This is a genomic window from Alteromonas sp. D210916BOD_24 (assembly GCF_047159385.1).
Classification (GTDB): domain Bacteria; phylum Pseudomonadota; class Gammaproteobacteria; order Enterobacterales; family Alteromonadaceae; genus Alteromonas.
In genome coordinates this window covers 1,530,803-1,555,246 of record NZ_AP038333.1, presented here as the reverse complement: position 1 = coordinate 1,555,246, position 24,444 = coordinate 1,530,803, and the positions used below count along the sequence as shown (strand labels likewise).

Below are 24,444 nucleotides of genomic sequence, written 5' to 3'. Positions count from 1 at the left end.
TGCCGTTTTTTCGTCCATTGATACGCAACAACTCGCTGTGTGTAAACACCGCGCCCAACGTCATTGCAATACGTAATTGATGTTCTCTTCCAAATGTATTGAAACCATTTGGTCACTTGCTGTTTTCGTCCTCGTCGTCTTTTTTCGATAAGCAATTTTTGGGGCGTAAACCTAATATGGAGGGTAGATCTTTTATTGTCCCAGATAACAAATTAGACACTATGCCCTGGAAATATTGCCTATTAAACGTACGAATGCACAGTCTATTGTCTATAACTGCGTCCACTAGTATAGGGTCGAAAGTTTTAGTTACAAGTCATACCATTGTCTTAAGATATAAGATCAATGAATATCGTCAAAAACAGGGGATTATTTCATCGCCGAGACGTATAGGGTTATTGCAACTCAACCCGTGATATTCAATTTGTGATATACTGCGTGACGTATCACCTAATACCCACCCCACTATTAATGCCCTAGAGATTTTTCATGACTTCGAAAACCCAGGTTATTCTGTTCAATAAACCTTTTCAGGTACTGTCTCAATTTACTGATGCAGATGGGCGAGAAACGCTGAAAGACTATATTGATATACCTGATGTGTATGCTGCGGGTCGACTTGACCGAGATTCAGAAGGCCTATTGGTGCTCACCAACGACGGTAAATTACAACACAAACTCGCTCACCCAAAGGCCAAAACCAGCAAGACCTACTGGGTACAGGTAGAAGGCATTCCTGACGACAAGGCTATTGCTGCCTTGCGTGAGGGCGTAGAGCTCAAAGATGGTATGACTAAACCCGCTAAAGTAAAAAGAATGGAAGCGCCCAACGTGTGGGAAAGACACCCGCCAGTGCGCTTTAGACAAAATATACCAACGAGTTGGCTATCTATCACCATTTCTGAGGGACGCAATCGACAAGTACGACGCATGACTGCACACGTGGGTTACCCCACATTGCGTTTAATTCGCTATCGCGTCGGAAATTGGACCATTGACGGCATTGAAAACGGCAAATTCGTCGCATTTTAGTTCGTTAATATGTTAAAATCCGCGACCTCAAAAACGGGCCATGATTGAGTGACGAATAAACAACGTTCACAAATCACAATAATTTCACGTGTTTTGGAACGGTTTCGTTCTAATTGGGGGTGACTTGAAAACCACCAATTGGTCCTTACTTCTCAAGTCCTTTTTAATTAACTGAGTGTGCAATACGTAGTGAGTGATATTGAATCTAACGCAAGCAAAAAAGTCATAGTTGGCATGTCTGGTGGTGTCGACTCATCGGTGTCAGCCTTTTTGTTACAACAACAAGGTTACCAGGTTGAAGGTCTCTTCATGAAAAACTGGGAAGAAGACGATAACGACGAGTATTGCGCAGCTGCGGAAGATTTAAAAGATGCTCAGGCGGTAGCCGATAAACTGGGTATAGAACTTCACACCATTAATTTCGCCGCTGAATACTGGGATAATGTCTTCGAATACTTTCTTGAGGAGTATAAGGCAGGCCGCACACCTAACCCCGATATCATGTGCAATAAAGAAATCAAGTTTAAAGCCTTCCTTGAGTTTGCAGCTGAAGACTTAGGTGCCGACTACATTGCTACTGGTCACTATGTGCGCCGTCGTGAAGTGGATGGCAAGTGGCAAATGTTAAGGGGTTTAGACAACAACAAGGATCAGAGTTATTTCCTTTATACCCTAGGTGAAGAACACGTTGCGAAAACCCTGTTTCCGGTCGGTGAAATCGAAAAGCCATTAGTGCGAAAAATTGCTGAAGAGCAAGGATTGATCACCCACGATAAAAAAGACTCGACCGGTATATGCTTTATTGGTGAACGCAAGTTTAAAGATTTTCTAGCTCGTTATCTCCCCGCCCAACCCGGTATTATCGAAACCGCAGAAGGCGAAGAAATTGGTCAACACGAAGGGTTGATGTACCACACACTTGGCCAGCGAAAAGGGTTGCACATTGGTGGTTTAGCTAAATACGGCGATGAACCTTGGTACGTTGTAGACAAAGACGTTCAACGCAACGTACTGATTGTTGGACAAGGTGCGGATCACCCTCGCCTATACTCAAAGGGCTTGGTGGCAAAACAATTACACTGGGTTGACCGCAAAGTGATCAACGAGCCCATGCGCGCTGTTGTTAAGACCCGTTATCGCCAAGCAGACATCCCGTGCACAATCACCCCAATTGATAATGACACGATCAATGTCGTATTTGATGAGCCGCAAAAAGCGGTAACGCCTGGTCAATCTGCTGTGTTTTATCAAAATGAAGTCTGCCTGGGTGGTGGCATTATTGAGAGTTATATCCGCTGATGTTAGATACCGATATTGAAAATAACCTTGCCCTAGCGGGTGTTTGTCAGGCTGCTTCATTAGTCCAGCAATTGGCCCGTCGAGGTAATGCCGATAATGAAGCCATAGAAGCCAGTCTTTCGAGCATTCTAGTTACCGATCCTGAAACACCGCAACACGTATTTGGCCAGCTCAGTAATCTAAAACTGGGTTATTCAACGCTTGCGGCACAACTGTCTGATAAACAAGCGACAAAGGACACTGAATTAACGCGCTATATAGCCAGCATTTTGGGTCTTGAAAGAAAGTTAGCGAAAAAGCCTAAAGCGATGCAAGAACTGGCAGAACGTATCTCCCACGTTCAACGACAATTGGCGCATATTGACTTTCAAAACCCACAAATAGTGGCATCTCTAGCCAGCATCTATAGCGACATTGTCAGTCCCCTTGCCCCGCGGATTCAAGTGGCGGGTAATCCTGATTACCTAAGCCAGCCTGCCACACAACACAAGGTAAGAGCCTTGTTATTGGCCGGTGTGCGCGCTGCGGTAATGTGGCGACAGATGGGTGGCAAAAGACGAAATATACTGTTTAAACGCAAACACATTCTTAACAGTGCTGTAAAGGCACTACGATTAATAAACTAGTGAGGAGCTTAAGGTGGAACTGAGTCAGTTAACTGCAATTTCCCCTGTCGATGGTCGATATGCTGGCAAAAGCGTAGAATTACGCAGTATTTTCAGTGAATACGGCTTATTAAAATACCGCGTGGAAGTAGAAGTACGTTGGTTACAAATGCTGTCTACAAACCCACAAATTGAAGAAGTTCCTGCCTTTACAGACACGTCAAATGCACTACTCGACAAAATAGTAGCGGAGTTTAGTGTTGAAGATGCCATGCGCATCAAAGAGATTGAACGCACAACCAACCACGATGTAAAAGCGGTTGAATACTTTCTTAAAGAAAAAGTGGCCGACAACAGTGAACTGTCAGCGGTAAATGAGTTTATTCACTTTGCCTGTACATCTGAAGACATCAACAACCTTTCTCATGGTTTAATGCTTCGCGAAGCACGTGAGACGGTTATTCTTCCATACTGTGACAAATTAATCGAAGCGCTAGTAGCGCTTGCAAAGCGTTACCAAAACGTACCGATGATGGCACGTACTCACGGTCAACCCGCTTCTCCTACCACCATGGGTAAAGAGATGGCAAACGTGGCTATTCGCCTGAAGCGTCAGCGTAGCCAAATCGCAGGTGTTGAGCTGCTTGGTAAAATTAACGGTGCTGTAGGCAACTACAATGCACATTTGTCAGCCTATAAAGATGTTGACTGGCACGACGTTTCAGAGAAGTTTGTTACCTCACTAGGTCTTACTTGGAACCCGTTCACCACGCAAATCGAACCACACGACTACATTGCGGAAATGTTTGATGCCATTGCGCGCTTTAATACCATTCTTATCGACTTTGATCGCGACGTTTGGGGTTATATTGCACTCGGTCACTTTAAGCAGAAAACCGTTGCTGGCGAAATTGGTTCTTCCACCATGCCGCATAAAGTTAACCCTATCGATTTTGAGAACTCGGAAGGTAACTTAGGTCTGGCCAACGCGATTTTTGATCACTTAGCAGCGAAACTGCCTATTTCTCGATGGCAGCGTGACCTGACTGACTCAACCGTGCTACGTAACCTAGGTGTGGGTGTGGGTTATGCGGTTATCGCTTACCAAGCGACGTTAAAAGGCATTAGCAAACTAGAAGTTAACGAGCAAAGCCTGCTAAACGAACTAGACAACAACTGGGAATTGCTTGCAGAGCCTATCCAAACTGTTATGCGTCGTTACGGTATTGAAAAACCTTACGAGAAACTTAAAGAACTCACCCGCGGTAAAAAAGTCAATGCACAAGTCATTGCTGAATTTATCGACAATTTAGACATGCCTGAAAACGCTAAAGCAGAGCTTAAAGCCCTTTCACCCGCGACCTATATCGGTGATGCAATCAGGCTAGTTGACCAGTTATAATTCAACTGATTAGTCAGTAATATTAAAGCGCGGTGTGACAACCGCGCTTTTTTTTACTTTTTATTCATGAGGTAAGCACATGGAAGTGCCAATCAGACATCCTTTTCCACTTCGTACAACCATGAATGGAAAGAGGAAGATGCACAATGCTACAGTTATTTTCACAGACCTATCAGGGTTTCAACGACTGGTGCTGGCATTAGGCGACAACAAAAGTGCAGCCCTCATCGATACCATTTTCAAACTATTTGATACCTTAGCGCTTGAGCATTCGCTTACCCCCTTAAAGACAAATGGTGATCAATATATTCTGTACAGTGCCTCAGATAGCGTCTCCCATCAAACTCTGCCAAATCACAGTCAATCACCGCTCCCCTTGGCTGTTGCGAAAAGTATCGCCTTCGCCTGTGCTGCCAATACAGTGATAAAACACCATCCAGTTCTAATAAAACAGCGTTGTGGACTACGAACAGGAATCGCCAGTGGAAATGTTATAAGTGGACGTTCCCTTCGTCAGTGTGGTGCATACGACATATGGGGTGAAACTGTGAATTGTGCCGCTATGTTGGAACACTACACGCACAATAATTCCGTCGCGCTGTGTCCCACATCTTTTGCTGCTATTTCGCCATCGCTTAAACGGCATTTTGTGTCGACCCGCTTTAAGACCAAAATCGCCGAAATGAACGCGTTTGTCGCAGAAACTGATTTTATTTGGCACTCGCAATGCTTAAGTGGAAAAAGGCGCCAACTTCATTGATAATGCGCTCCACAGTGTAAGTTCCACGCATCAAAACCAGAGACGCTATGCAAAGTTACCAACTTGAAAATTTAGATATCGATACATTTTTATCAGAATACTGGCAACAAAAACCTGTGGTAATTAAAGGGCTATTTAAAGATTTTAATGATCCTATCGATGAAAATGACTTAGCGGGTCTGGCACAAGAGTCTGAAATTGACGCTAGGATTATCAGCTTGCACCAAAATAAGTGGCATGTTCAACAAGGCCCTATCAAACGCTTTGACAAAGTGTGCCGAGGAAATTGGACATTATTGGTTCAAGGGGTCGATAAATATATTGCCGAGGTAAGCCCGATACTCGCGCCGTTTTCTTTTATTCCCCATTGGCGGTTAGATGATTTGATGGTGAGCTATGCGACCGAAGGCGCTGGTGTTGGCGCACATATAGACCAGTACGATGTATTTCTTGTACAGGGCAAAGGTAGCCGCCGTTGGCGTGTCGGTGAACCCGGCAATTATAAAGAGGTGTGTCCTCATCCAAAACTGCGCCAAATAGAAGGCTTCGAGCCTATTATTGATGTAGTTGTTGAGCCAGGTGATGTGGTATACGTACCACCAGGTTGGCCACATGACGGTATAACCATTCAAGATAGCTTGACCTATTCGGTGGGGTATCGCGCGCCTGATAATTTACAACTGGCAGAAAGTCTGGCAATGATGCTAGACAAAGGTGATGGGAATGTGCGCTTTACCGATCCTAAACGCTCCTCTCAGAGCAATGGTGCTTACGTTAGTGTCAAAGACATCAACGCGCTAAAACAACAGCTTATACAGGCAATTAATTCCGACGATTTCACCGGAGCGTTATTAGAAGCAATGAGTGAACAAGGTATTCCTGAATATCCGTTAGATGATGACATGTCGCTGGAAGCAGTATCGAACCAATTCGCCGCTGGCATTGGTTTTGTGCCTGCCGCTGGTGTCAGACCGCTATTGTGTGACGGAAACGCTGGATTACCTCGTGCTTTATTCGTCAACGGCTCTCAGTTTAATTTCAATCAGGAAGACACAGAATGGTTTGAAGCGCTGGCATCAGGGAACATCATTAACGCTAATTGCTGCTTAGACGCCCCCTCTTTTACATTTTTAGAAACCTTAACTACACTAATTAATAACGGTTATTGGGAATGGTACGAGGAATAAATTACAGCTATGGCGTTTATCGTTCAAAACGTCGATTGGGAAAAGGATAAGCATCGACTAAAAGCGCTTAGGGAACATGTATTTGTGTTAGAATGGCGCGTTCCCGAAGCGAGTGAATTTGATGAGCACGATCATACCGCTTTCCATGTATTAGTTCTCAATGACGATGGTGAAGCCATTGCAACCGGGCGTTTAACAAAAAAAGGCGAGTTGGGAAGAATTGCCGTAAAACGCAGCCACAGAACGTTACCCGTCTATCGAGCCCTTTGTACTGCCCTTATCGCGGTAGCTAAACAAAATAACGTACCCACGGTTAACGTGGTGTGCAACCTTGATAGCGTCACTTACCACCAATCCATCGGTTTCATACCTGACGGCCAGGTCTTTATGGACGCTGGCGTACCCCGCCAGCGTTTGAAGTGCTCAGCTGATCATTTTCAGCTACCTGACGTGACCCAGTTACACTAGGGTCATCTGCTCTTCGCGATACATGTAGTACTAAAATTGTATGCCACTGCTCAATAGGGTCACAGGCTTATTCTTGCTCCTGCGCCGCCCAAAGCTCATCATAGCTTTGAATGCGGTAAAGCCCTTCTGCTCTGGTTTCCAACAACTTAGCCATTTCCTGGGCTGCGTTGTCGTGCTGCGCCGCTCGTAAATTTGCGGCTTTCATTTGCCACATCATTGAAAAATATTTCATCGCTTCGCGCGCATTTGGCGCGTTACCTTCCGGGGTAAAATCGGCAGGTAGATCACCACTTATAACCCAGAATTTACTGTTGTCTTGGGCTTTAATTTTCCATACTGCTACATAAGGTACTAAATAACGACTTTCTGATGCCACTACACTTTGAAATAGTACACCGTTCTCAGCTAAATGCTTATTGGCGCGCTGAAACTGTTCTTGCACCCATTGTGCGCGTTCTTCTTCACTAATTTGTTGGTTCTGTGGTTGTTCTGCCATCACGATCTCTTTTTTATTCTATTGCCAGACATTCTGCTGGTCTTTTCACAAAGGTTAACCGAAACCCACTGGGTTCTCTTATACTTCTTTGTACTGTATTTTTCATAGGTTATCTAGCGCTAAACCACTTGGTTGGTAAAAGTGCGTGTTAAGTGTCCAATTAATCATCAAAATGGCGGTGAAGTGGTGGAATTGACAAATAGTTACAATTATTCCATTGGCTTTACGCGCTGATTTGCCCATTATGAACTAGGCTTTTCAATGAGAGGCCTCTATTACTTACCTTTGGGTTTTATAAGTGTTATTTCAGGAAACTACTCATCATGCGAATTGTTAGACTTACCGTTGGCACAATCATGTTTATCAGTGGCATTGTATTAACCTTATTACCAGGTTCAATTTTACTAGTAGTCGGCGGCCTTATGTTGCTTAGCTATGACTGGCCGCGCGCGCGTAATTGGCTTAAGTTCAGCCAAAAATCGATGTCAACTGGCGCCCGTAAGATCGATCGCTTCTTGTTGTTGCGAAAAATACGCTAAAAAATAAGTTAATAGGCGTGTCGTTCCCCACTCTGCTACCTCTCTCATCTTTTTATCGCAACGCTATTGCGATTAGTCTTAACACTGTGTGAAAAAATAAAAGCCGTGTTAACGTAAAACATGAGATCTCGTGCCCTGTAAACAATTCACCTATTGCTTAGTCAACGTTGCTTTATGTACTGAACAAAGGTTCTCGGGCGACAGGCTCTTAAACGAACTTCCAAATAATTAAAACAACTGTGGAAGGCGTCTATACAAAAAGGTTCGCATCAAACAGGCAACGTAAACGTTAGTCAAATAGTGACGACATTTACCGTGTATTATATGTACGGGCTATCTCTGACGTTTACTCAAGGAGACAAGACCATGATTACGTTTACCGTTAATGGTAATAAACACGAATTTGCTGGTGATCCGTCAACGCCAGTACTGTGGTATCTGCGTGACGAACTCAATCTTACTGGCCCCAAATTTGGTTGTGGTATGGCCCAATGTGGCGCATGTACCATTCATATAGACGGTATTGCACAGCGCTCTTGTGTATTACCCGTCTCAGCAGTACAAGGCCTCGCTATAACAACAATTGAAGGATTAAGTGAAAACGGTGATCACCCCGTCCAACGGGCATGGGTGGAACACAAAGTACCACAATGTGGCTTTTGTCAGTGCGGTCAGATCATGCAAGCAGCTAGTTTACTTGCGAACAACCCAAATCCAAGTGACGACGACATTGTGAGTAATATGTCCGGTAATATATGCCGATGTGGTACTTATCCACGTATTCACAAAGCAATAAAGTCGGCTGCCAAGTCTATGGCGGGCAATGCTGAGGTAAGTTACTTTAACCCCGCCACCATGGGAGAAGAAGTATGAGCCATTCTAATTCTTACTTCGATATGCAGCGCAGACGTTTCTTAAAAGGATCGGTTGCTGCTGGCGCCCTGGTTGTGGGGACTTATTTGACTGGCAGCACCCCACGGGCAATGGCGGGCGTACTCACGGCGCCTTCAGATATGGCTAAACAGGCCAACCTATTTGTAGCGTTGCGTCCAGATGGATTTGTCGAAATCACCTGTCACCGCTCGGAAATGGGACAGCAAATACGCACCGCTGTTGCACAAATCGTCGCTGATGAGATGGAAGCTGCATGGGAAAAAGTGATTGTAATTCAGGCTAAAGGCGACCCTAAATACGGTGACCAAAACACCGATGGCTCTCGAAGTATTCGCTTTAATATGCAACGCCTTCGGGAAATGGGTGCCAGCGTCAGGTACATGATGCAATACGCTGCAGCGAAGCGCTGGGGAGTAGAACCAGCGACTTGTGTTGCTGAGCAGCACCTTGTAAAGCACGCATCAGGTAAACAATTGGCTTATGAGGAATTAATTGACGACGCCCTGGCTATTACCCCACCACAACCTGACGCACTTACTCTTAAGTCACGCAGTCAATGGCGGTATATCAATAAAGGAATGGCACATATCGACTTACAGCATATTGTGACCGGAAAAGCCACGTTTGCGGCTGATGTTCGCGAACCAAAAGCGGTTGTTGCAATCATTGAACGACCGCCTGTAGTGGGCGGAAAAGTCGTTACTTTTGATGCCAGTGCAGCGAAAGCAATTAAGGGTGTAATAGATGTTATAGAGATACCTGCCCCCAAAGGAGCCCCGCAGTTCCAACCCAAAGGTGGCGTGGCAGTCATTGCGAATAACACGTGGGCTGCGTGGCAAGGTCGTAAAGCACTTAACGTAACGTGGGATGATGGTGCCAATGGCGACTACAATTCCACACATTTTAAGAAGCAACTACTTGAAACGGTTAATGCTCCCCAAGCCCATGTGCGTGAGAAGGGTGACGCTATAAGCGTGTTAGCCAAGGCTACCGATAAATTAGTCGTCGACTACTATGCCCCTCACCTCACTCAAGCCCCAATGGAACCGCCTTGCGCCACCGCCATGTATTATAAGGAACGCGTTGATGTGTGGGCAGCGACGCAAAATCCCCAGGCAGACATGGAAACCGTTGCGGCAATGGTGGGTATAGAAAAAGAATACGTTAATGTGCATGTGACGATGTTAGGCGGGGCATTTGGTCGAAAATCTAAACCCGACTTTTCAGCCGAAGCCGCTTACCTGTCGATGAAAACAGGCAAAGCCATTCGCGTACAGTGGACCCGTGAAGATGATATCCAACACGGCTTTTATCACGCTGTTTCAGGTCAGCACATAGAAGCTGCACTGAATGACGAAGGGGGTATAGACGCCTATTTGCATAGAACCGCTTTTGCGCCTATCGCTTCAACCTTCCAGCAAGACGCCAATGCCCCCTTTAGTTTTGAGTTAGACTTGGGTTTTACCGACAACCCCATTCACACGCCCAACATAAAATTAGAGCGCGGTGAAGCACCGGCAAAAGCGCGGATAGGTTGGATGCGTTCAGTAACGAATATCTTTCATGCCTTTGCGGTACAGTCATTTATTGCTGAAGCGGCGCACAAAGCGGGAAAAGATCCTAAAGATTATCTGTTAAGTGTTATTGGGCCAGACAGAATTATTGATGTCACTGAACAAAACGCACAATACATGAATTATTGGGGTGATAAATCTGTCTATCCACTGGATACCGCACGCTTGCGCACCGTGATTGAAAAGGCTGCAGAAATGGCGAACTGGGGGCGAGCGTTACCCAACGGGCGTGGCCTAGGTATTGCCGCTCATCGTAGTTTCCTAACCTACGTAGCAACAGTTGTGGAAGTCGAAGTTACTGGTGCAGGTGATCTTAACATCATCAAATCTTGGGTGGCCATTGATGCAGGCACTGTGGTTAATCCGGATACAGTTAAAAACCAAACGCAAGGTGGCTCGATTTACGGCATTACTACCGCCATTAGCGAAGGTATTACCTTCGACAAAGGCCGGGTACAACAAAGTAACTTCCACGACTATCGAGTTCCTCGTATGAGTGACTGCCCTTTAGAGGTTGACGTTGAAGTCATTCAAAGTGATGCGCCGCCCGCTGGTGTAGGAGAACCTGCTACGCCGGTGTTCGCCCCTGCACTTTGTAATGCAATATTCGCAGCATGTGGAAAACGTATTAGGCAATTACCTATTGGCGACCAACTAAAAGCCTAATATTGTCATTGCAGGCTATCGCAAATTATTCAAAATGAAAACAAAAAGGAGATCATAACGATCTCCTTTGTTTTTTTCGTAATAAAAAATGCGGATTTATGCTATTTAGCGCTTACTGTGTTAGGACAATACACAACAAAAAAAATGAAAACTTTCATTTTTAACTATAATACTTTCACGTTTTTTGAAATAGCATTTCCAGCAGATTGTAGACAAACCACTTATTCGTAGTTGCGTTCCATCCACATAATTTTCATTTTCAAATCGTTAATTTCTTTCTGCGCATCTGCCAACTGCTCTGCAATAGAGCGAGATTGCACTACATTCTCTTCGTTGTTGTTTACTGAAACATTACCGTCATTATGTGCCATAAGAACTCAACCAAGTTAATTAATAATCGTAAATACATACTGAAAGTGACTATGTAATATTACATTTTTAATTACACAAAGTCATGTCATTCGAACCTAATTGTGCATTGATTTAGTAAATAACCAGCGTTTATTTGAGGAATGCAGATCGGGACTGATAGTCAACGCTATTTAGGATGGGTCAATTAGCATAAAAAAGAGACCAAGAGGTCTCTTTTTTAACATCGTAAGGACATAAGCCTCTTTATTTAGACAATTTCCTACCCGTGCTTTTCAGCCAGATACAACCAAGTTTCAACTACGGTATCAGGATTAAGCGAGACTGAGTCAATGCCTTCATCCACGAGCCAAGCAGCAAAATCTTCGTGGTCAGAAGGCCCCTGCCCACATATACCCACATACTTGCCTCTTCTCTTGGCAGCTTGAATTGCCATAGAAAGAAGTGCTTTTACTGCATCATCACGCTCGTCAAACAAGTGAGCAATTAAGCCACTGTCGCGATCTAAACCCAAAGTAAGTTGAGTTAAGTCGTTAGAGCCAATAGAGAAACCATCGAAGATATCTAAGAATTTGTCAGCGAGTAGTGCATTTGACGGCAACTCGCACATCATGATTACACGAAGTCCGTTTTCACCCTTTTTCAGCCCCTGCTCTTCTAGCAATTCGATAACTTTCTGCCCTTCTTCCACAGTGCGAACAAATGGGATCATGATTTCAACGTTGGTCAGGCCCATTTTGTTGCGAACGCGTTTAATCGCTTCACACTCTAGTGCGAAACAATCGCGGAAGTCTTCAGAAATATAACGACTTGCACCGCGGAAACCCAGCATAGGGTTTTCTTCATCAGGCTCGTATTGGTATCCCCCAACTAAGTTAAAGTATTCATTAGATTTAAAATCAGACATGCGTACGATAACTTTCTCAGGAGAGAACGCTGCGCCAATAGTGGAAATACCCTCGACTAATTTCTCAATGTAGTATTCCGTAGGTGAGGCATAACCGGCGATCATATCGCTAATTTCTTCTTTCAACTCTTCTGGTTGGCTGTCAAAATTCAGCAGCGCTTTAGGGTGCACACCAATCATGCGGTTGATTATAAACTCAAGTCGAGCAAGGCCAACACCAGCGTTAGGTAGGCGTGCAAAATCAAAGGCGCGATCGGGGTTACCTACATTCATCATCACCTTTAACGGTAAGTCAGGCATGGCATCAATGCGTGAAGTCACCACATCAAATTCTAACTCATCACCATAAATATAGCCTGTATCACCTTCGGCACACGACACCGTAATCTTGTCGCCCGTAATAATGCTTTCAGTCGCGTTACCACAGCCTACCACCGCCGGAATACCTAATTCACGGGCGATAATTGCAGCGTGGCAAGTACGTCCACCGCGATTGGTAACGATAGCTGACGCTTTCTTCATGATAGGTTCCCAGTCGGGATCGGTCATGTCTGTAACCAGTACATCGCCAGCCTGGATTTTATCCATCTCTTCAATAGAGCCAAGGACTTTGGCCACACCTGCACCGATTTTGTGACCGATGGCGCGACCTTCACAAACCACGTTGCTTTGACCTTTTAATTGGAAGCGCTCTATGCTCTGTGAGTCTTCTCGACTGCGCACTGTTTCAGGGCGTGCTTGAACAATATAAAGTTTGCCATCGCCACCGTCTTTTGCCCACTCAATATCCATGGGTCGTTTATAGTGATCTTCTATAATTTGTGCTTGTTTGGCCAACTCCATCACTTCTTCATCAGACAGTGAGAACGTTTTGCTTTCAGCAGCATCGATATCGACGATAGATACTTGCTTGCCGTGCTCCTGATCGTCAGAGTAAATCATTTTTGTCAATTTGCTGCCCAAATTACGTCGCACAATGGCAGGCAAACCTTTTTGTAACGTTGGTTTGTGAACGTAGAACTCGTCGGGATTTACCGCCCCTTGTACAACCATTTCACCAAGACCATAAGAACTGGTGATAAAGACCACATCTTCAAAACCCGATTCAGTATCAATGGTAAACATGACCCCTGAAGCAGCAATGTCGCTTCGTACCATGCGTTGAATACCGGCAGATAAAGCCACACCTTTGTGGTCGTATCCTTGGTGTACACGATATGAAATGGCACGGTCATTAAATAGTGACGCAAAAACGTGCTTAATTGCGACTAAAACCGCGTCGTAACCTTTCACGTTAAGGAAGGTTTCTTGTTGTCCCGCAAACGACGCGTCAGGCATATCTTCAGCGGTTGCTGACGAGCGCACAGCAAAAGATGCTTCATCACCAGCATCACCTTGCAGCTTAGTAAAAGCGTCTTTTATGGCGTCTTCTAATTGTGGTTGAAATGGCGTATCGATAATCCACTGACGGATGTTCTTGCCCGCTTCAGCGAGAGCGTTAACGTCATCGACGTCCAACACATCCAGTACGTCGTGGATTTTTGCTTCTAAACCACTTTGCTCTAAAAATTCATTAAATGCTTCGGCGGTGGTAGCAAAGCCACCTGGTACCTGCACACCGGCATTCGCCAGGTTTGAAATCATCTCGCCTAATGATGCATTTTTGCCGCCTACGCGACCCACATCATGCATGCCCAGTTCTTGATACCAAAGTACGTATTCTTGCACAGCCCAAGCCTCCAGCTTTTTTTATGTGTAGGGTATGAGGTTAATTTCAGATTAGTAATAAATCTGATCTTAAACAAATCTAATTTATACCGAATAGGTGATAGTTCACCAGCCAACCTTGTCCAATACGTTTGACAACAAAGCGTGATAATTTGCTGTCATTCACGAGAACCGTATAGCTTTTCGACAAAATCATCTTAGAATGGGGTAATTCAGAAAGTAAACTCTTTATTACTTTTGTAATTAAATTACAACAATGTTAAGGATATGTTGTGCGCACAGCTTTTTATATTTCAGATGGTACCGCCATAACTGCAGAGGTCTTTGGCCACGCCCTGCTTTCATTATTTCCCGTTTCATTTAATCACAACACCATTCCATTTATTGAAACTGAGGAACAAGCACACAAAGTGCTACAGCAAATTTCTGAAAGTTTTCAAGACACCGGCGAAAGGCCGCTCGTTTTTTATACAATTGTGAATGTAGATATTCGCAAAATTATCTCTAAATCAGTGGGTATTAATTATAATTTTCTAGATCAGTTTGTTGCACCTTTAGAAAAAGTACTGGGCGTACCTTCTAAACCTGAAAAACACCGCACCCACAGTATTCACGAAACCACCTACGATATTCGAATTGAAGCCGTGAATTATGCGTTGGCCAATGACGACGGTTCGAATTTAAAAGATTATGACGAAGCCGATATCATATTGACGGGCGTGTCTCGCTCTGGCAAAACCCCCACCAGCCTTTATCTGGCTTTGCAATACGGAATAAAAGCAGCAAATTACCCTTTCACCGAAGAAGATATGGGTGACATGTTGAAACTACCACCAGCCCTGCGTCGTTATAAAAACAAACTCTTTGGGTTGACTATTGAAGCTGAACGACTGCATCAGATCCGCTCTGAAAGAAGAGCGAACAGTAAATATGCATCGCTTCCCCAATGTAGGATGGAGTTGCGGGAAGTAGAGAATCTCTACCGCAAAGAAAAGATCCCTTTCTTAAATAGTACTAAATATTCCATCGAAGAAATTTCAGCCAAAATTTTGGCTGAAACTGGCCTTAAGAGAAGAAAGTATTAATTGTGGCTTAGGGAGTTTAGCGAGACTCCCTTTCCTTCACTATTCTATCTCGCATGTTAACTGACAATTTACGATACTCACCGAATGCTGTTGAAGGTAAGTGATCGACCTCTACCTTTCTCAACCAAAAATGCGCTTTGTCTAGGTTATTTTGAATGAGAGCCAATTCAGCTAGTTTTAAACGAATAGTATTCACCCTTACTTCATCTCCCGCTTGCGTCGCTACATCCAGACCTGCTAAAAAAGCCTCGCGCGCTTTTTTGTACTCACCGTTCATTCTCAGTGCAATGGCATAATTATTATAGGCCACCGCTTTTTGTTGATCATCAGGGGTTTTCAGCGCCCAATGCAGTGATTCAAGACGATATTTAATGTGTTTGGTGTTTTCTTTGTTGAGATAAGCAATGTGACCGAGCTCAGCATAAACTTCTCGGTAGAAAGCCTCATCCTTATATTGTTTTTCAACCAGTCCCTTTACAAATTTCTCTGCTCGCTCAAAACGATTGAGTTCGACCATCAAATTTAGGATAAGCAGTGCGGTTTGTTGAGAGTGCTGCTTATCATAAAGCGCCTCAAAACCATTAAGTGCTTGTGTTAATGCCTCTTTTGCTTCCTCATTACGCGCATTTCTGGCTAACCATTTACCATATAGCATGGATATTAGTGGTTGGTGCTGCTCAGGCACATCCTGATTATTAAGCCAAGGGCGCAATTCAGCGTAGAGTTCGTCATTTTGTTGAAAGTCAAATAACCAGGTAAGCTGAACAGCTTCTAACTCCCACCATTGAGAGGATCCGACTTCTTGTTGTTGCTGTTGGCTATCTATATAAGAAAGACATTCGGCTGGCTGCATATCGCATGTTGCCTCAATATCCTCCCCGTACACTGCGGTTGATAACACTATCCATGTAAAGCATAGCCAACGCTGTTTTTTTTGTAATAATTGCATTGTTCGACGTTTGGCGGTCGGTTTGATGGACAGAGTATATAATAAATCGCTGTCAATTCGGTAGAAAAAACATAACGTTGACGATCTAAGCCTCCTACGCCCCGCTTACTTCTCGTCTGCTCCGAAAGCGGGTTATAAGCGCTGGGTAGGTGTTCGCCAATTTTATTACCTCAACGCAAAGAACTCGCAAAAATGCACCTATAAAAACACTCTGAAATCTGACTGTTTAAGGTGTGACACAATTATTTCAGTACATATATTTCAATTACACTCCCCCATTAACATGAGAAGCGCCCCCGCCATCATAAAAAGATTTTCAGATAGAGAAACAAACCCCAGTGGAACGTTACTGTCTCCCCCGACGCAGGCACATTTCAGTTCTCGCTTGTCTATATACACTGCTTTGAACACCGACACCGCACCAATGGTGCCGATAAACAGTGAAAAAGGCGCCACGAGTAACGCAGGCAGTTGAGCAACCATTCCGATTCCCACGTACGCTTCAATAAAAGGATAGAGGTATGCGTATCTGAGCCATTTCATGGCGAGTAAATCGTAAGTGATGAACGAATTGGTAAAACTGAATAAATCTTTGAGTTTTTGAACAGCCAGTAATGACATGGAAAAAGCAATAAAGAGCATAAACGAACGCACTGAAATATAGTCGCCTTTAACAAAATACTGAAAAGCAATAGAAAGTAATGCAGCCACCGAGAATATTGCGATTACTGGCGTATAAGTAGTACCACTTTGCGCTGCGTCTCCTTTCCCAAGAAATTCCCGCAAATCGTCGTACCCCCCAATACGGTTTTCGTCGATAAAGGTTTGTGGCGTCGTTTTAACATTGTGTTTTGCTTTAAATGCGTCGGTTTCCTCACGAGACGTTAAGTGATGATCTTCTACAGTGTAACCTTCTCTTTCGAGTAAATCTTTTGAGCGCAAACCAAAAGGGCAAATATGTTCGTCGGTTACCATCCTGTATAACACTGCAGTTTTATTCATCGTTTCCTCCACCTGTTAAGCACACTTCGAACTTTACTACCTGTCCTACATACTGAGTGTGAGTTAATAGTCATTGAGTTTAAAAACGCTCGTTAGCCACTGTAAGTTTTTTATGTTGCGCTTATCCCCCAATTCGCACATTTCAAATGTAATCCTTACAGAAAATTTGCGCGCATTGGGTAAATAACGCATAAAAAAACCAAAATATGAGTGTCATAACGGTTTCTATAGCAATGTTACAAAAAGCGTACCGTGTTAATAAAACCGGCCTGAATAAGTAAGCAATGAGGTAACACTTAGTTAACGTCTAAGTGCTTTCAGATGAAAATTGGGAAAGTAGGTAAGTTTACAATTGAACCCGAGGATGGATACAAAAAAAAGAAAGAAGAAAAAGCGGGATAAAGATAAATTAAAGGGATGTTGAACGAACGCGCCTTAACAACAACTGTGTAAGGCGCGCTGTAAAAACTGAAGCTAGAATGTATTACGCTTTAGAAAAACGTCTGAGTGTCATCATTCCAATGCCTAGCAGTAATAAGCTAAAGCTACCAGTCGCAGGAACGTAAGAGTAATTATATACAATATTCACGTTGCCTTGGCTGAAGGTTGTACGTGTAACAGTATAGTTATCCGCATCAGTACCGATAGTACTATTGCCTGTATGACTAAATCTAAAGTCGTTTTGACCATTGCCAGTAAACAACGCTAATAGACCAGCGTCCGTTATAGAAGTGCTTACAGTGTCCGTTACTTCACCAGCGCCTCTTTCAATTACATGTGTAGCGAATGAACCTAACGTAAATTCTGATATAACCTCGCTAGGCTGTGCAACCAAACTATAACCTTGTTCAATAAAAAGTAGCGAAACAAGTGTAGAAAATGTCACATTAAATGTATCACTTGAAGCACTATTGTTTACAAATGTCAGCTTACCTGTTCCACTTGCTATCATTTGAATATCGACAGAGTCAAGTACTCTAGTACCACCTAAATTGTCAAACAAATTAAAAGAGAGGAACCTAATTTTAGGTACAATCGGATCTGACAAAGCATTATTCCGGGGCACAACTATATCTTGGCTGATAATTGCTGCATTCGCAGAACCAACACAAGCCATCAAAACAACAGCAGACAAAATTCGTTTAAACATTTTTATTCTCAACATGATAACGCCAAATCGTATGGCATATAAGCTTTAAGCACCCTTCATGCCAATAATATATATCTTTATTAATCAAATGTTTAGGTTATTACAAAAACCAAACAGTAACAATTTGTAAAGCAACCCGACAGGTTGTGTCTGCCTCGCTAAAGATTACACTGATACTTGCACCATCCTGGCTGTTTACGCGTATGAACCGTTAATCAAGCAAGTGAAAGGGTATTTACTACGTGATTAACAACGACTCAACATCGCCTTTAAACAAACCTGTTTTTTATACTTCCTCTGCGTTGATAATGTGTTTACTTCTATTTGCCGCTGGCGCACCTGATACGGCCGACGCAGTCTTCCGGAAATTGCAGGACGCCATAGTCACAAACGGCAGTTGGTTTTATGTATTTACGGTGGCAGCTATTGTTTTGTTTGTGATATTTCTCGGTATCTCTCGCTATGGTGAAATAAAATTAGGCCCAGATCACGCCACACCGGAATTCAGTTTTGGTACCTGGCTAAGTATGTTATTTGCCGCTGGCATGGGCATAGGCTTGATGTTTTTCGGCGTTGCAGAACCCCTTATGCATTTTCTAGCCCCACCTACGGCACAAGCCGAAAGTATTGATGCAGTACGCGAAGCCATGAAAACCACCTTTTTCCACTGGGGTATCCACGCATGGGCCATTTATGCAGTCGTTGCCCTTATTCTCGGTTATTTCGCATACCGTCAAAATTTACCGTTAACCTTGCGCTCTGCGTTATACCCGCTGATTGGCGATAAAATTTATGGTTGGCCTGGACACATCGTTGACATATTCGCTGTGACCTCTACGGTTTTTGGTGTATCCACCTCTCTGGGTTTTGGCGCGTCTCAGGTTAATGCCGGATTTAACTATTTGTTTGGCTTGCCATCGAATACAGGTATGCAAATTGCCATTATGGCAGGTGTAGTGGCACTGGCAGTGGTATCGGTTACCACCGGATTGGAAAAAGGCATTCGCAGATTGTCAGAAACCAACATGATCCTAGCTGTGTTACTTCTGCTTATTGTGCTGTCACTTGGCCCTACAGTATTTTTACTTCAAGCTTTTATGCAAAACACTGGGGCATATCTGTCAGATTTAGTGCGAAACACCTTTAACTTGTTCGCTTATGAAAAAACCGACTGGATTGGCGGCTGGACGATATTTTATTGGGGTTGGTGGTTAGCGTGGGCACCGTTTGTCGGTTTGTTTATTGCGCGTATTTCATATGGACGTACTATTCGTGAATTTGTATTGGGCGTATTGCTTATTCCGTCTGCTTTCACCCTGTTCTGGATGACCGTATTTGGTAATGCTGCTATAGATCAGGTATTGGTGCAGGGCAAAGACATGTTGGCGCAAATGGTGAACGAAGACACATCAGTCGCGTTGTTTGTCTTCTTAGAGCAATTTCCGTTTTCTTCTGTATTAAGCTTTATTGCCGTACTCATGGTGGTGGTATTTTTCGTCACATCATGTGATTCTGGCGCTATGGTTGTTGACATGCTGTGCTCACACGGCAAAAACGACACGCCGCTGTGGCAACGGGTATACTGGGCTGTAGGCGTAGGCGTAGTAAGTTCGGTGTTACTTTATGCAGGTGGATTAGGCGCCCTTCAAACCATGACCATAGCCGCTGCGTTACCGTTTGCTATTGTATTGTTGATTGCTATTTCCGGCCTGTTAAAAGCGCTCAGGATAGAAGCTTATAAGCGGGAAAGTTTACAGGTACTTACTGGTTCCCCCCAGCACAACGACTCAGATAAAAACTGGAAAGAACGACTTGAAAATATAGTAACCTTTCCAGATGAAACCGCCGTTAGACGCTACCTTAATAAGGTGGTTAAGCCCGCGTTGACGGAAGTGGGCGAAGCGTTTCGCGCTCAACAATTTGATATCAGTATTGATGATAGTGAGGAAGCATTGCTATTAACGGTGCACATGGGTAATGATCCAGACTTTGTGTATGCCGTTTATCCGTCACCCACTGAACAACCGGAATTTGGTCCTAGTGACATACCAACACTGGACGAAAACAAAAAGGCCACGTACTATCGCGCCGAAGTTCACCTTAGTGAAGGTGGCCAAAACTACGATATTATGGGATGGTCTAAGATTTCTGTTATTAACGACGTAATAGACCATTACCACAAACACCAACATTTTATTCATTTGCTTAAATAGCTGGTAAGCTATGCATTTGTTGGAAGTATTATGCGAAAAGAAGAAGAATTATTAGTGGCACTGCGGCGTGTGATACGCGCCGTAGACCTGCGCAGCAAGCAGCTTAATAAAGATGTAGGCTTAACCGGCCCTCAATTGCTGGTAATGCAAAACATCGAAGAGCGCCCCGGCATAATGGTGCGTGAAATTGCTGAGAACATAAACTTAAGCCCAGCTACCATCACCAATATTCTCGACAGACTAGAGTCCCGTGACTTAGCTACCCGTATTCGAAGCACACAAGACAAGCGTAAAGTAGGCGTGTTTTTGACTGAACGTGGTAAAGAAGCGGTGGTAGATGCCCCTCGCCCGCTGCAGGAGCACTTTGTAGAGCGTTTTTCTCAACTAAAAGAGTGGGAACAAAGCCAGATGGTTGCCACTGTGCAGCGTATTGCCAGTATGATGGACGCAGAAGATATAGATGCGTCACCCTTTTTAGAACTGGGCAGCATTACCGACAAGACGGTATAACTGCATCTCAACAAAAAAGGCTGTGTTATAACAGCCTTTCGTTTTGCGACGGTTACTTGTGCTTGCCCAACGCACTTACCTTGTCAACTTACTCTTTATCTACTTTCGCCTTAAGCGGATTAACCTTACCACCAGTGACTTTATCTGCTCGCCCCTCTTCTTTGGCTTTTTCGGCTCGGCGCTTTCTAATCTCTTTAGGGTCGGCAATTAAGGGACGATAAATTTCGATGCGATCACCATCGCTTAGCAGATCCCGAAGCTTAACCACCCGACTCCAAATACCGACTTTTGTCGCTTTTAAATCGATACAGGGAAACTGCTCGACAATTTTTGAAGCAATTATCGCCTCTTCTACCGTCGCATTATGAGGCACATTTACTTCTACGATCACTTGTTGTGTAGGCAACGCATAGGCCACTTCAACACGAATGGTCTGCTCACTCATGCGTAAACAGCCTTGGCGCGCTCGGTAAACGCAGCCACCATACTGCCTGCCAAGCTATTAAACACCTTTCCAAAGGCCATTTCAGCTAACTTGTTGCTGAACTCAAATTCTAAGTTGAGCTCTATTTTGCAGGCATCTTCAGCGAGCGGTGAAAACGTCCAACCGCCTGTAAGTGAACGAAACGGGCCATCCACCAATTGCATCTGAATGCTTTTGCCCGGCTCCAGCGCATTATGCGTGGTAAACCATTGCTTAATACCCGCCTTGGCCACCAATAACGACGCTTTCATACTTTGCGCTGACTTATCTAATATTTTGCTGTCGCTACAACCAGGTAAAAACTCTGGATAAGATGCGACGTCGTTGACTAAATCAAACATGGCCTGTGCACTATGCGCAACCAGTGCGGTTCTGTATATACTCGGCATTTAATCCACTAAAACAATTGCAACTGCGTATCATTGTACCACAGAAAATTTACACCGCTTGTATTCGGTTTTGGCAAATTCGCCCATATATCAAGGGTAAGTGGACAAAAGAATTTCAGTGGCGATGTTTTAGCGCCGTCTTTCGCAAAGCGATATGTTTGTGCGCTATTTCGTGCTACTGCGCACTGGAAATAGTGAAACACATATAAAGACATTGCCCTGCGCAATAAGTATAATAGCGAGTATGAAAAAAAATAAAGCCAACAAAAACACCACGGGAACGATCGCGTTAAATAAGAAAGCGCGTCACGATTATTTCTTGGAAGATAAGTTCGAAGCCGGACTTGAACTTCAAGGGTGGGAAATTAAAAGTATTCGCGCCGGTAAAGTGAACATTACTGATGCGTATGTCATTATTCAAAACGCGGAAGCGTATTTAGTCGGCTGTAGAATTAGCCCTTTGAACCAAGCTTCAACCCATGTTATCGCAGCGCCCGAACGAGCCAGAAAACTGCTGCTCAACAAACGTGAAATAGACCGTCTAATGGGAGCCAGAGATCGCCAGGGTTACTCCATAGTCGCCACGGCGATGTACTGGAAAAAGTGTTGGGTGAAGTTAGAAATTCACTTAGCCAAAGGTAAGCATGCCCACGACAAGCGCGATTCTATCAAAGACAAAGACTGGCAGCGCCAGAAAGAACGCATGATGAAACACAGTGTGTAACCACACTGTGTTTTTGCTTTAACCTACCTGCGCATTTCCCACATCGCGCTTAGTCATTTTTTTGCGATGTAACATATCAAGAATTAAGCTCCACAGGGGCGATGGATCTCTAAGCGTTGTAAGATTATTGCCTAATCGGCGCAGTTGTCGGCGCACCATGGCCATATTGGCCAGACTCGCCAGCGATTTGTCTTTCCAATGACAATGGGGAATAACGCCAGAATAAGTCCACTCCTGCTGCCACTTTTTGGCTAAATCGGGCGTAATCGCCAATGCACTGGCCAAGCCAACTAATGCACAGCCCTGCTGGATCACTCGCTGGGCCACTTCCGCACGTTTTATACCGCCAGTCGTCATTAGCGGTATATCGGTTTTGCTTTCTAACGCATGGGCAAATTCTAAAAAGTAGGCTTCGCGAGCCAACGTGGTATTGTCACGGGTTTGCCCTTGCATCGCTGGTGCTTCATAACTGCCACCAGACAACTCCACCACGTCCACACCCAATGCTTCTAAGCGATTCACCACTTCACACGCGTCATCGAAAGAAAACCCGTTCTTTTGAAAATCGGCAGAGTTGAGTTTGACCATAACAATGAAGTTTTTGGCGCACACAGCGCGTACCTGACTGACAATGTTAATGAGCAATCGGGCGCGGTTAATAATGGAGCCACCCCACTCGTCCTGCCGTTGATTGGTCAAAGGAGATAAAAACTGAGTGAGTAAATAGCCGTGCGCTGCGTGAATTTCCACACCATCAAAGCCTGCACGTTCCGCCTGTTTGGCAGTTTCGACAAAACGCTTACACACATCGTGAATGTCTTGGCAGGTCATTTCTCTTGGTTGAGCAAACAGTTTTGAATGTTTACCCATATCAAGAGGCACAGCAGACGGCGCAATGGCTTTCCCCTTCATCGCCTTGAACACCTGGCGACCGGGGTGGTTAATTTGCATTATGGCTAAGGCGCCATTTGATTTGATGATTTTGGCCCACTTCTGAAACGGCGCTAACTCGGTCGTTTTTTCAAGTGCCACGCCACCTGGCCCTGTCATCGCCCCTTTGTCGACCATAACATTGCCGGTGATGACCATACCTAAATTACCGTGCGCCCAGTAACGGTATAGTGAGTACAGCGATTCGCCAGGCAAATTACCCTTGCTTGACATATTTTCTTCCATTGCAGCTTTCACCAAACGATTACGTACGGTGACGCCACATGGCAAGGTATAGGGGGAATACAACACAGAATCTGAAGACATTTACACAACAAGCCCTTTTCTCATGGGCGTACTTTAATGGTTATTGACCGCAATTGCATCATCACATTCGCCTTTTTCACCAAAACTTAATGCCTATATAGAGAAAAAATCGTTTTAATTTCAATAATAAATAATTAATTTCAACAACGAACACTTGAAAAACGCTTTATCAGACTACATTTAGTTACTAAGTTAATAGATAAGTAAATGCCTTTACTTGTGTTTAGTGGGTAGGTACTTATAGCAACAACGGTAAAAGCTAGCCGTTTGAATTACTGTGCATTTTATGGGCAAACCCTTAAAATTTATAGTAATTTTAAAAGAAAGCGTTTATCAGTAGTACATTTGTGGTATTATTGAAAATCACACTCGGGGCTGATTAGGATTCGACAGGATCTAGGAAGCCGGAGGTGCATGCAGAGGTGCGGTTTGCCTCTTTAAAAAGCCGCATTTAAATAGTCGCAAACGACGAAACTTACGCACTAGCCGCTTAATAACCGGCATAGGCCCTTCCACCACAGCTTTGTTTGCTAGCGTGGGCTCGGAAGGTCATATAAGCAAACTAGCGAGGGAAACTCTCCTGAGGTTGAACCGCGAAATAGTATCAGGACAGCTATTAGGAACCCTGTTTGTCGGGGTCCAAAATAGTTAAAGAAAAGACAAACTAAGCATGTAGTACCAAAGGTAGACATTTTCTGGACGCGGGTTCAAATCCCGCCAGCTCCACCAATTCCAAATACTAAGACGTCCTAGGA

General features: G+C 44.2%; 23 protein-coding genes and 1 other RNA gene. 15 read left to right on the top strand and 9 right to left on the bottom strand.

Annotation, left to right across the window (positions count from 1 at the left end):
• Positions 1 to 489: 489 nt before the first annotated feature.
• The 7 genes from ACMCM8_RS06735 (at position 490) to ACMCM8_RS06705 (ending at position 6,753) form a co-directional block, all read left to right on the top strand.
• Positions 490 to 1,032, top strand: a complete 543-nt coding sequence (locus ACMCM8_RS06735; RefSeq protein WP_412726727.1) for an rRNA large subunit pseudouridine synthase E — start codon at positions 490 to 492, stop codon at positions 1,030 to 1,032.
• Between the two features lie 189 nt (positions 1,033 to 1,221).
• Positions 1,222 to 2,331 carry a tRNA 2-thiouridine(34) synthase MnmA gene (gene mnmA / locus ACMCM8_RS06730; RefSeq protein ID WP_412726725.1) on the top strand — a complete coding sequence of 370 codons (1,110 nt, stop codon included), beginning with the start codon at positions 1,222 to 1,224 and terminating at the stop codon, positions 2,329 to 2,331.
• Positions 2,331 to 2,957, top strand: a complete 627-nt coding sequence (gene hflD / locus ACMCM8_RS06725; protein WP_412726723.1) for a high frequency lysogenization protein HflD — start codon at positions 2,331 to 2,333, stop codon at positions 2,955 to 2,957. The genes mnmA and hflD overlap by 1 nt, the downstream gene beginning before the upstream one ends.
• Positions 2,958 to 2,970: 13 nt before the next feature.
• On the top strand, positions 2,971 to 4,338 hold the full coding sequence (gene purB / locus ACMCM8_RS06720; protein WP_412726721.1) for an adenylosuccinate lyase: 1,368 nt from the start codon (positions 2,971 to 2,973) through the stop codon (positions 4,336 to 4,338).
• Between the two features lie 79 nt (positions 4,339 to 4,417).
• A complete protein-coding gene (locus ACMCM8_RS06715) occupies positions 4,418 to 5,098 on the top strand; it encodes an adenylate/guanylate cyclase domain-containing protein (RefSeq protein WP_412726719.1) in 681 nt (226 codons plus the stop codon).
• 47 nt (positions 5,099 to 5,145) lie between these two features.
• The gene (locus ACMCM8_RS06710) at positions 5,146 to 6,285 is read left to right on the top strand and encodes a JmjC domain-containing protein (protein WP_412726717.1); all 1,140 of its coding nucleotides are present in this window, start codon (positions 5,146 to 5,148) and stop codon (positions 6,283 to 6,285) included.
• Positions 6,286 to 6,294: 9 nt separating this feature from the next.
• On the top strand, positions 6,295 to 6,753 hold the full coding sequence (locus tag ACMCM8_RS06705; RefSeq protein ID WP_412726715.1) for a GNAT family N-acetyltransferase: 459 nt from the start codon (positions 6,295 to 6,297) through the stop codon (positions 6,751 to 6,753).
• Between the two features lie 67 nt (positions 6,754 to 6,820).
• Here the strand turns inward: ACMCM8_RS06705 and ACMCM8_RS06700 are convergent, their stop codons facing one another.
• Positions 6,821 to 7,249 carry a DUF4826 family protein gene (locus ACMCM8_RS06700; protein WP_412726713.1) on the bottom strand — a complete coding sequence of 143 codons (429 nt, stop codon included), beginning with the start codon at positions 7,247 to 7,249 and terminating at the stop codon, positions 6,821 to 6,823.
• A gap of 323 nt (positions 7,250 to 7,572) precedes the next feature.
• Here ACMCM8_RS06700 and ACMCM8_RS06695 point away from each other — a divergent pair, with 323 nt between their 5' ends.
• From ACMCM8_RS06695 to ACMCM8_RS06685, 3 genes are all read left to right on the top strand, one after another.
• Positions 7,573 to 7,788, top strand: coding sequence for a PGPGW domain-containing protein (locus ACMCM8_RS06695; protein ID WP_412726711.1), 216 nt, complete (start codon positions 7,573 to 7,575; stop codon positions 7,786 to 7,788).
• A 366-nt stretch (positions 7,789 to 8,154) separates the two neighbouring features.
• The gene (locus ACMCM8_RS06690) at positions 8,155 to 8,661 is read left to right on the top strand and encodes a (2Fe-2S)-binding protein (protein ID WP_412726709.1); all 507 of its coding nucleotides are present in this window, start codon (positions 8,155 to 8,157) and stop codon (positions 8,659 to 8,661) included.
• The gene (locus ACMCM8_RS06685; protein WP_412726707.1) at positions 8,658 to 10,922 is read left to right on the top strand and encodes a xanthine dehydrogenase family protein molybdopterin-binding subunit; all 2,265 of its coding nucleotides are present in this window, start codon (positions 8,658 to 8,660) and stop codon (positions 10,920 to 10,922) included. The genes ACMCM8_RS06690 and ACMCM8_RS06685 overlap by 4 nt, the downstream gene beginning before the upstream one ends.
• Before the next feature lie 221 nt (positions 10,923 to 11,143).
• Here ACMCM8_RS06685 and ACMCM8_RS06680 read toward each other — a convergent pair whose 3' ends face one another.
• Together ACMCM8_RS06680 and ppsA are read right to left on the bottom strand one after the other, a co-directional pair.
• Entirely contained in the window at positions 11,144 to 11,293 is a 150-nt protein-coding gene (locus tag ACMCM8_RS06680) for a hypothetical protein (protein ID WP_412726705.1), read from the bottom strand.
• A gap of 260 nt (positions 11,294 to 11,553) precedes the next feature.
• Positions 11,554 to 13,926, bottom strand: coding sequence for a phosphoenolpyruvate synthase (gene ppsA / locus ACMCM8_RS06675; protein ID WP_412726703.1), 2,373 nt, complete (start codon positions 13,924 to 13,926; stop codon positions 11,554 to 11,556).
• 272 nt (positions 13,927 to 14,198) lie between these two features.
• Between ppsA and ppsR the strand changes: the two genes are divergently transcribed.
• A complete protein-coding gene (gene ppsR, locus ACMCM8_RS06670) occupies positions 14,199 to 15,011 on the top strand; it encodes a posphoenolpyruvate synthetase regulatory kinase/phosphorylase PpsR (protein ID WP_412726701.1) in 813 nt (270 codons plus the stop codon).
• 16 nt (positions 15,012 to 15,027) lie between these two features.
• Here ppsR and ACMCM8_RS06665 read toward each other — a convergent pair whose 3' ends face one another.
• The 3 genes from ACMCM8_RS06665 to ACMCM8_RS06655 all read right to left on the bottom strand — a co-directional run bounded on the left by ACMCM8_RS06665 (position 15,028) and on the right by ACMCM8_RS06655 (position 18,127).
• The gene (locus tag ACMCM8_RS06665; RefSeq protein WP_412726699.1) at positions 15,028 to 15,864 is read right to left on the bottom strand and encodes a tetratricopeptide repeat protein; all 837 of its coding nucleotides are present in this window, start codon (positions 15,862 to 15,864) and stop codon (positions 15,028 to 15,030) included.
• 357 nt (positions 15,865 to 16,221) lie between these two features.
• Positions 16,222 to 16,962, bottom strand: a complete 741-nt coding sequence (locus ACMCM8_RS06660) for a MauE/DoxX family redox-associated membrane protein (protein ID WP_412726697.1) — start codon at positions 16,960 to 16,962, stop codon at positions 16,222 to 16,224.
• Between the two features lie 484 nt (positions 16,963 to 17,446).
• Complete coding sequence (locus ACMCM8_RS06655; RefSeq protein ID WP_412726695.1) at positions 17,447 to 18,127, bottom strand: choice-of-anchor E domain-containing protein; 681 nt, start codon at positions 18,125 to 18,127, stop codon at positions 17,447 to 17,449.
• A gap of 230 nt (positions 18,128 to 18,357) precedes the next feature.
• On the opposite strand from ACMCM8_RS06655, the gene ACMCM8_RS06650 reads away from it, so the two are divergent.
• Entirely contained in the window at positions 18,358 to 20,325 is a 1,968-nt protein-coding gene (locus ACMCM8_RS06650; RefSeq protein WP_412727636.1) for a BCCT family transporter, read from the top strand.
• Between the two features lie 30 nt (positions 20,326 to 20,355).
• Positions 20,356 to 20,835, top strand: a complete 480-nt coding sequence (locus tag ACMCM8_RS06645; RefSeq protein WP_412726693.1) for a MarR family winged helix-turn-helix transcriptional regulator — start codon at positions 20,356 to 20,358, stop codon at positions 20,833 to 20,835.
• Between the two features lie 88 nt (positions 20,836 to 20,923).
• On the opposite strand, the gene ACMCM8_RS06640 is transcribed toward ACMCM8_RS06645, so the two are convergent.
• Together ACMCM8_RS06640 and ACMCM8_RS06635 are read right to left on the bottom strand one after the other, a co-directional pair.
• Positions 20,924 to 21,280, bottom strand: coding sequence for an RnfH family protein (locus ACMCM8_RS06640; RefSeq protein ID WP_412726691.1), 357 nt, complete (start codon positions 21,278 to 21,280; stop codon positions 20,924 to 20,926).
• Complete coding sequence (locus ACMCM8_RS06635) at positions 21,277 to 21,708, bottom strand: type II toxin-antitoxin system RatA family toxin (RefSeq protein WP_412726689.1); 432 nt, start codon at positions 21,706 to 21,708, stop codon at positions 21,277 to 21,279. The genes ACMCM8_RS06640 and ACMCM8_RS06635 overlap by 4 nt, the downstream gene beginning before the upstream one ends.
• Before the next feature lie 244 nt (positions 21,709 to 21,952).
• On the opposite strand from ACMCM8_RS06635, the gene smpB reads away from it, so the two are divergent.
• The gene (gene smpB / locus ACMCM8_RS06630) at positions 21,953 to 22,432 is read left to right on the top strand and encodes an SsrA-binding protein SmpB (RefSeq protein WP_412726687.1); all 480 of its coding nucleotides are present in this window, start codon (positions 21,953 to 21,955) and stop codon (positions 22,430 to 22,432) included.
• A gap of 18 nt (positions 22,433 to 22,450) precedes the next feature.
• Here smpB and ACMCM8_RS06625 read toward each other — a convergent pair whose 3' ends face one another.
• Positions 22,451 to 23,689: an NADH:flavin oxidoreductase/NADH oxidase family protein gene (locus tag ACMCM8_RS06625; RefSeq protein WP_412726685.1), complete on the bottom strand. Its 1,239-nt coding sequence runs from the start codon at positions 23,687 to 23,689 to the stop codon at positions 22,451 to 22,453.
• Between the two features lie 371 nt (positions 23,690 to 24,060).
• On the opposite strand from ACMCM8_RS06625, the gene ssrA reads away from it, so the two are divergent.
• Positions 24,061 to 24,418, top strand: a transfer-messenger RNA (tmRNA) gene (gene ssrA, locus ACMCM8_RS06620).
• Positions 24,419 to 24,444: the final 26 nt, after the last annotated feature.

Bases quoted from the DNA above. Each gene is read 5' to 3' on its own strand.
- ACMCM8_RS06735 (WP_412726727.1), top strand. From the start codon at position 490: ATGACTTCGAAAACCCAGGTTATTCTGTTCAATAAACCTTTTCAGGTA.
- hflD (WP_412726723.1), top strand. From the start codon at position 2,331: ATGTTAGATACCGATATTGAAAATAACCTTGCCCTAGCGGGTGTTTGT.
- ACMCM8_RS06715 (WP_412726719.1), top strand. From the start codon at position 4,418: ATGGAAGTGCCAATCAGACATCCTTTTCCACTTCGTACAACCATGAAT.
- ACMCM8_RS06710 (WP_412726717.1), top strand. From the start codon at position 5,146: ATGCAAAGTTACCAACTTGAAAATTTAGATATCGATACATTTTTATCA.
- ACMCM8_RS06705 (WP_412726715.1), top strand. From the start codon at position 6,295: ATGGCGTTTATCGTTCAAAACGTCGATTGGGAAAAGGATAAGCATCGA.
- ACMCM8_RS06700 (WP_412726713.1), bottom strand. From the start codon at position 7,249: ATGGCAGAACAACCACAGAACCAACAAATTAGTGAAGAAGAACGCGCA.
- ACMCM8_RS06695 (WP_412726711.1), top strand. From the start codon at position 7,573: ATGCGAATTGTTAGACTTACCGTTGGCACAATCATGTTTATCAGTGGC.
- ACMCM8_RS06690 (WP_412726709.1), top strand. From the start codon at position 8,155: ATGATTACGTTTACCGTTAATGGTAATAAACACGAATTTGCTGGTGAT.
- ACMCM8_RS06685 (WP_412726707.1), top strand. From the start codon at position 8,658: ATGAGCCATTCTAATTCTTACTTCGATATGCAGCGCAGACGTTTCTTA.
- ACMCM8_RS06680 (WP_412726705.1), bottom strand. From the start codon at position 11,293: ATGGCACATAATGACGGTAATGTTTCAGTAAACAACAACGAAGAGAAT.
- ACMCM8_RS06665 (WP_412726699.1), bottom strand. From the start codon at position 15,864: ATGCAGCCAGCCGAATGTCTTTCTTATATAGATAGCCAACAGCAACAA.
- ACMCM8_RS06660 (WP_412726697.1), bottom strand. From the start codon at position 16,962: ATGAATAAAACTGCAGTGTTATACAGGATGGTAACCGACGAACATATT.
- ACMCM8_RS06655 (WP_412726695.1), bottom strand. From the start codon at position 18,127: ATGTTGAGAATAAAAATGTTTAAACGAATTTTGTCTGCTGTTGTTTTG.
- ACMCM8_RS06645 (WP_412726693.1), top strand. From the start codon at position 20,356: ATGCGAAAAGAAGAAGAATTATTAGTGGCACTGCGGCGTGTGATACGC.
- ACMCM8_RS06640 (WP_412726691.1), bottom strand. From the start codon at position 21,280: ATGAGTGAGCAGACCATTCGTGTTGAAGTGGCCTATGCGTTGCCTACA.
- ACMCM8_RS06635 (WP_412726689.1), bottom strand. From the start codon at position 21,708: ATGCCGAGTATATACAGAACCGCACTGGTTGCGCATAGTGCACAGGCC.
- smpB (WP_412726687.1), top strand. From the start codon at position 21,953: ATGAAAAAAAATAAAGCCAACAAAAACACCACGGGAACGATCGCGTTA.
- ACMCM8_RS06625 (WP_412726685.1), bottom strand. From the start codon at position 23,689: ATGTCTTCAGATTCTGTGTTGTATTCCCCCTATACCTTGCCATGTGGC.